The sequence below is a fragment of the Zooshikella ganghwensis DSM 15267 genome (genome assembly GCF_000428585.1).
Lineage (GTDB): Bacteria > Pseudomonadota > Gammaproteobacteria > Pseudomonadales > Zooshikellaceae > Zooshikella > Zooshikella ganghwensis.
In genome coordinates, this window is the sequence record NZ_AUAF01000202.1 from 1 (window position 1) to 6,526 (window position 6,526).

A 6,526-nucleotide genomic window follows, 5' to 3' on the forward strand; every position below is an offset into this window, starting at 1 on the left:
ATTGTGCATGAGTGAATGCAGCAGATTGCTGAGAAGCGGCTAAAACACCGCTGATATCTTGAACAAACTTCTTTACATGTGGTGTAGGGTTAATAATCACAAACCGTCGTCTAGTAGTCGCTATTGATAGACAGAAGCGGTATATTACTACACAACTGGTCTGCAGTCGGGGTGTTGATCGTTCTTTGCAAGGCGAAGAAAAGGAGCCCTGGCTGTAGTCCAGTCTTCTCAGAACCATCTTACCCAGCTAGTCAAGCATTAAAAACTCCGGAATCGAGTATAAAGGAAAATTATATGCGATTGCCCTGCAAATGCATTACATTGGCATAATCTCCCTTTATGCGTCAGCAGTTACTATTATGTGTAGTTATACTCTTCACGAATGATTTTTAGGCTTTGTTACCATCGCTCTTGACCACTAAGGATGGTGGGAATGCAGTTTATGCAGGAGCATTTAACCGCCACCCCAGTCATTTAGTTTATCAAAATTCCTGGGCTTCATCGCTCGGTGGCCTCGCCTAAATAACCCTTCGCCGTGAGTATATACCACTTTATTTTGGCACCTAAAAATGATTCATTATGGGTATATTCAGGGCAAGGGTTAGCAATACTTGAATTTGTTAGTGAAACAGGTACCAGGAGCACCGTAAGCAGTAAAGACCAAGGATGGTCTTCTGCTGCGGGAGGAACAAATGAACTCAAGCATTACATAAGTACAATATCTGATCATCATGTACTCTTTTTTATATGCGATTGTCCTGTTTTTTTAGCCTGTTTTTTAACCATCGTCTAAAATAATCTAGTTGCTTCTCGCTATAAAAGAAATGTTCTCCATTTTTTAAAATGTCCAAGTGACAGTTAAATCGATTTGAAAACGAAGAAATAACTTCAAACTCACTTATGTCATCTTCGGAGCCATATAAAATTGACGTCGGCACTGACCAATTGACAATAGGGTGTTTTTTTACATAACAGTAGTAATCCCAATAAAGGGTATGTCCAATAGGTGTAGATATTTCTTTTTCAACTTGCAGTCTATCTTCACTAATGCCAAACCAACTCATCATTTTGTCGATGATGCCTTCCATATCAACAATAGGAGACAGAAATAAGCATTGTTTCAATTCATCATTCTTATATGCTAACAGACTAAAGTATGCACCTATACTACATGCAAATAAACTAATATTCATAAACCTAAGCTGAGCATAATGCATAATACAGTTTAAGTCTTTAATACCGTTTTGTACTTTGCAAGGGTACGTTTCATTAACCCGATCACCATGCTCAGGCAAGTCAAAACTGAGCACTTGATAGCCTAATTTCGTCGCTTCTTCTGCGAATATAACAGTTGTATTATCTGCTTTATTTGATTTATCTCCATGTACTACTATAAATAACTTCTCTGATACGTCGCCCCACAGAATTGCAGGTATACTACCAATCATTAAGTTTTTTCTTTGCACTGTGAACAGCCTTAATATCTATCTTTTAAACTCAAAGTAGTAAACTACTTGCCTGAGGCTCTTCATCGCATAACGGTCCAGCTAGCGTTTTTTAGCTTTGATTGTTACTCTCACTAGTTTTTTAGTCCCACTAAAAACCCTTCTTTTGAATTAGAATCACCTAGGGCCTGTTAACACTATTTGAATAACCACTGCCGTAGACTATTTTTCCACCTGGCAAGGCACAAGGAATGCCGTGTAGTCATTCTACATAAGTGACTTGTAACGCTGCTAGGTGGAAAAATAATCACGGCCCGAAGGGTTATGATGGTAAAAGCGCTACTCGTTGTTGCTCATTGTTCATTTAGAACCACTAAACTTCACGCTTCGCGCCTAGATTAGTGCTTTTACCCTCATAACAGTGATATTCAAATAGAGTTAACAGGCCCTAACATTCTCATTAAACACACCCACTTCACTAAACCCAAAACGTCTGTGAAAATTGACCGATGCGTCATTTGACAAGGCAATTCCACAAAGTGCTCTATGCACTCTTTGAGTAGATAACGCTGAGAATAAACTGGTATACAGCGCTGTTCCTATCCCTGCACCTTTTGTATTTTCACGCAAATAGATTGTTACTTCGACAGTCTCGCTAAAAGCCATACTAGGCCGATAAGGTTGAGAGCATGCAAATCCTAACACTTCATTATGAGTCTGTGCTACATAAATTTGGTGCCTGGTATCAGGATTAAATTGTAAAAACCATTCCAAACGATTTTCATAGGTAAATATTTCTTCTTCGAATCGTGCATTTGAAGTCAAAATATAATGATTAAATATTTCGGTGATTGCTTCTACGTGAGTACGCTTTCCTACCAGAATTTCCACACAAGATCCTTATCAATTCACTATATAACGCCAGTCTTATCAGATAAATTAGCCCATTATAGAGTCGAAACTAAAAAAAACCATACTACACTTTCATCAGCCATGACCTTAATCCTGTCATCACCATTTCCACGGCAACAGTACCAATATACAGCGCAGTAATTCGCCCAGCGATTTCAATATACCGTTCAATTAATGCTTCTCGACGCACCTGAACATAATCATGAATGAGTTTAAGCAGTATCACAATTGCCACAGATGCGAAAACTGCGATAACCACTATACCACATGCGAGAAGTGGATCATGACGTTTACCTATAACAACACTGGCACTAATTGTGCCTGGACCAATGAGAACAGGCATTGCTATCGCGCCTGAAATATGAGCGGCTTCTCCTTGTAAAATTTCTATCGCTGTAGGACCTTTAAAAACGAACTGCATACCAATGATAATAAATATCAAACCACCAAACATTTGAAATGATGCAAACTCAGCATGAATGGTTGAAAAAATTGCATCACCTAAAACAGCAAAACAACAAAAGACCATAACTGCTATAACTCCCGCTCTTATTAACACCTTTTGAAACTGTAGTTGATCAAGATTTTTCATTGGATCAACCAAATAGATAATCAGTAAAAATGGATTCAGCAGGGCAAGCAGCAATGTACCAGATTCAATTATACTCACCATTTGATCTTCTACTCAGCTAGTTAGCAAACTCACACTGTACTTGTAAAAAACTTCAGCATTAACTATTTCATTAACCCTATAAAGTATAGGGCACCTCGCCCTTCAATTCTAAAGCATCCTCTCCCCTGAAATAACAATAATGACTGGCTATTTTCAACGGATACTTCATAACCCATAAGTTTAATGTTTGCTTTAAAAACAAGCTTATTGAATCGATACCTGGAATGAGTATTCGTAAATTAAAAGCAGTTTTCTAAACAGTTGAAAGGCAAGTAAGGTAATGATTGTTGTATATTATGTACGCTATTGACTGTAACCTATGGTAGCTAAACTGTTGTAAATGACAGTCAATTTTGCTTTGCTTTTTAATCCTTGTCTTCTAGCTAAAACCGGGTAAGCTGCTGCAAAGCAATTGCAACTGCGAACGGTGCTCCCAACACCTGCGTCACAACCCCATTCAAACATTGTAAACACGCTTTTTGCAATATTCCATTCATGCTTATAAAAACAAAAATGATATTTCAATGTGGTATTTGTAAGACAACGGCTGGGTAAGACATGTCGAACTGTTTGCCGCAAGGATGCAGTAACCAAGCCTCCAGGGAAGGATTCACGGCATGTTCGACGGGTGTTATACAGACGCTCAACAAAGGTGAATTTTATTGCCGTAAAATGCTAAGCGATTGGTCTTGCAGCTATTCTTATCCTATCCCCATTTAAAACAGATACTCTATTTAGCTTGGTATTAAGTAATACTAAAAGTGATCAAAAACCAATAACTGCGATTACCAGCATTTTTTTTCAGGGATTTTTTCTTATTCAGGATGACGAAGGATCACCAGAGGTTCTAGAAGATTTACAGGATAAAACCCTGTAGTTAACTATAATTTTTAATCAAGGAAGATTAAAGCTTAACTTTTTTGAATTATACCTTTCATGAGCAGATCTATAGGCATACTAGTAATTAAGGCCTACCTATTAGTATTTTTAATATTACCGCTTCTAAGTCATAGCAAAAACCTTGTACTTGCAGCAGATGACTGGCCACCTTATGTGGACAGAAACGCAGAACACTATGGTTTTGTTTGCCAGCTTATTAGCAGAGCATTTGATAAAGTAGGTATTAAAGTACATTATCACTTTACAGCTTGGGCTAGAGCCCTTGAGACGAGTAAAAAAGGTGATGTTGATGGAACGTTCCTTTGGTATAAGACACCGAAGCGCACCCCTTTTTTCTATTTCAGTAAAGAACCTTTACTTCATATTTCTGCTGTTTTTTTTCATCGAAAAGACTTTGAATTCAAATGGAATACATTAGATAAACTAACAGAGTATAGAATTGGTGCTCCTATTGGAGCCATAATTTCTCCTGAATTCAAAGCTCTTGAAGAGAAAAAGATACTCAATGTAATAAGAATTAAGTCAGACATAAGTCTATTCAAAATGTTGTATAGGAAAAGAATAGACCTGTTTCCTCATGATTTTTTTGTAGGGTATTCAGAGCTCAATAAACATTTCTCTTCAAATTTTACAAGAATTATCACTAACCACACAAAGCCGATAGATGAAAAACCTGTATATCTATTGCTTTCTAGGAAAAATCAAGATAACAAAGAAATTATGAAGTTGTTTGATCAAGGTTTTTTGTCGTTAAAAAGAAGTGGTGAATACGATAAAACATTCGATGAAATGATTTTAAAGAAGGAGTAATCTATCCAGTTAATATTACCATGTTAAGAAATAGTATATATTGAATGATGTAACTACTCCACGACATGTATAGATATAGTTAAACTAGTATTCATTTCTATAATAGTGTTTATCAGTAGACTGTAAAATAGGTGTAACTCAGAATACCGATTATACTTAACTACGAGTACAACAAGATAGCCCTAATAATAAGTAGTCATTAGATGGTTGATTAAGATGTATAATCGTTTATGTCACAGCTCTTTTTTACTCCTTCTATCGTATACCTTTCCACTACTAACACATGCAAATGAAAATCAAATACAGCTTTTACGTCAAGAAATTCAATTGTTAAAACATCAGTTGGAGCATTTAACGAATAAGTTGGCACTTATTGAACAAGCTCAGCAGTTAAATCAACCTCATCAAATAGTGAAAAACACGGCAAGTAGTAATACTACTCCTGAAGTAAGTGTAAAAAGAAATGATACTATTATACCTACTGGCTCACTGGCATTTAACTATGCTTGGCGAGACTCAGGTAGTGCTCATGAGCATGATGATCGCCGTAAAGGAACGGGTTCAAGTCGAATCATTCTAGGTGCTAAAGGCGAAATTTCAGACATCGACTTTAATGTTGCTTATGCATTTTATAATTACCAAGATACCATTGTTAGGGCTATTGTTGGTTATGATTTTGATGAAGTATGGCGGGGGGAAATAGGTGTAATTGAAACCCCCTTTGGAATTTTGCCTTATGCCGATAACAACTGGTGGTGGGGTGTCCATTACTATGCGGGTTTAGAATGGGATTTTGACTTAGGTGCAAAGCTCACTTACACAAATGCACCTTGGAACGCACAGATTGCCTTTATTAAAACAGAAGAATGGGGTAATTCCAGTAAAGCGGAACGTTATACTTATGACCTACTGTCTGATAGCAGTGGTACTTTTGGCACGCAAGCCAATGAAGAAAGCAACCGGCTTCATGCGCGTGTAGGTTATACCTTTTCTCATGGCACTTCCTCGAAAACAGAAGTGGGTGTATCAGGACTAGTTGGCCAGCTCTACAACACTGTCAGTAATGATAATGGAGATCATTGGGCAGTAGCACTACATACTGATACCTATATTGATGAATGGAATATAAGATTTGAAGGTATTCGTTACGAATATCATCCTAAGAACCCTGAAGGGGTTACTAATGAAACTGTGCTCTTTGGTGGCTATGCAGATAAATACTTCATACCATCAGAGGCCAATATCTGGGTATTTAATGTATCAAGAACCTTTAATATTGACTGGCATAAACTAAAGTCTATTACTTGTTATAACGATTACAGTGTGATGACTGGAGGCAATAGTGTTGAAGACTCCCATATTGATACGTTAGGTTGCAGTTTTGGTATTGGCCCAATTTTTACTTATGTAGATCTGATTTTTGGTAAAAACGCTCAATATTTTGATAGTAATGATAATCGGGGCTTTGGAGGTGATGGAGAGAGAAACTGGGAAACCTATTTTAACAATACTCTAGACACTTTTACGCAGCCATAGCCCCATAGTCACTCATCTGTTTATACACTTGAGCGACTTTTTGAATACTTAAGCTTAACCCTAACTTGTCAAAAAGTTTTTCCATTAAGTGTTGATTAAATTTTTTACGTTTCCATGAGGCAATTGAAATTACTGTTCTATCATTACTTCCTTTTAATAGCTGATCCTCTAACTTCAAGACATTAAGTGCTGATAATGAAGCATTTAAATGAGTATGTGTGGCTTCTTTTTTACGTGACTGACAGTGGGT

At 37.1% G+C, this 6,526-nt stretch carries 6 protein-coding genes and 1 pseudogene; 2 read left to right on the top strand and 5 right to left on the bottom strand.

Annotation, left to right across the window (positions count from 1 at the left end):
- Positions 1-498: 498 nt before the first annotated feature.
- The 4 genes from F607_RS0123715 to F607_RS0123730 form a co-directional block, all read right to left on the bottom strand.
- Entirely contained in the window at positions 499-702 is a 204-nt protein-coding gene (locus tag F607_RS0123715) for a hypothetical protein (RefSeq protein ID WP_027710051.1), read from the bottom strand.
- A 41-nt stretch (positions 703-743) separates the two neighbouring features.
- On the bottom strand, positions 744-1,466 hold the full coding sequence (locus F607_RS0123720) for an alpha/beta hydrolase (protein ID WP_027710052.1): 723 nt from the start codon (positions 1,464-1,466) through the stop codon (positions 744-746).
- Between the two features lie 417 nt (positions 1,467-1,883).
- Positions 1,884-2,336 carry a GNAT family N-acetyltransferase gene (locus tag F607_RS31470; RefSeq protein WP_051311779.1) on the bottom strand — a complete coding sequence of 151 codons (453 nt, stop codon included), beginning with the start codon at positions 2,334-2,336 and terminating at the stop codon, positions 1,884-1,886.
- 85 nt (positions 2,337-2,421) lie between these two features.
- Positions 2,422-3,030, bottom strand: a complete 609-nt coding sequence (locus tag F607_RS0123730) for a MarC family protein (protein ID WP_051311780.1) — start codon at positions 3,028-3,030, stop codon at positions 2,422-2,424.
- 936 nt (positions 3,031-3,966) lie between these two features.
- Between F607_RS0123730 and F607_RS0123740 the strand changes: the two genes are divergently transcribed.
- Positions 3,967-4,740 carry a substrate-binding periplasmic protein gene (locus tag F607_RS0123740; protein WP_027710054.1) on the top strand — a complete coding sequence of 258 codons (774 nt, stop codon included), beginning with the start codon at positions 3,967-3,969 and terminating at the stop codon, positions 4,738-4,740.
- A gap of 216 nt (positions 4,741-4,956) precedes the next feature.
- Positions 4,957-6,276, top strand: a complete 1,320-nt coding sequence (locus F607_RS33190; RefSeq protein ID WP_051311781.1) for a cell division protein ZapB — start codon at positions 4,957-4,959, stop codon at positions 6,274-6,276.
- Here F607_RS33190 and F607_RS34940 read toward each other — a convergent pair.
- Positions 6,263-6,526 (bottom strand): annotated as a pseudogene (locus F607_RS34940) (hypothetical protein); the annotation flags it as partial. The gene F607_RS33190 and the pseudogene F607_RS34940 sit on opposite strands and share 14 nt — an antisense overlap.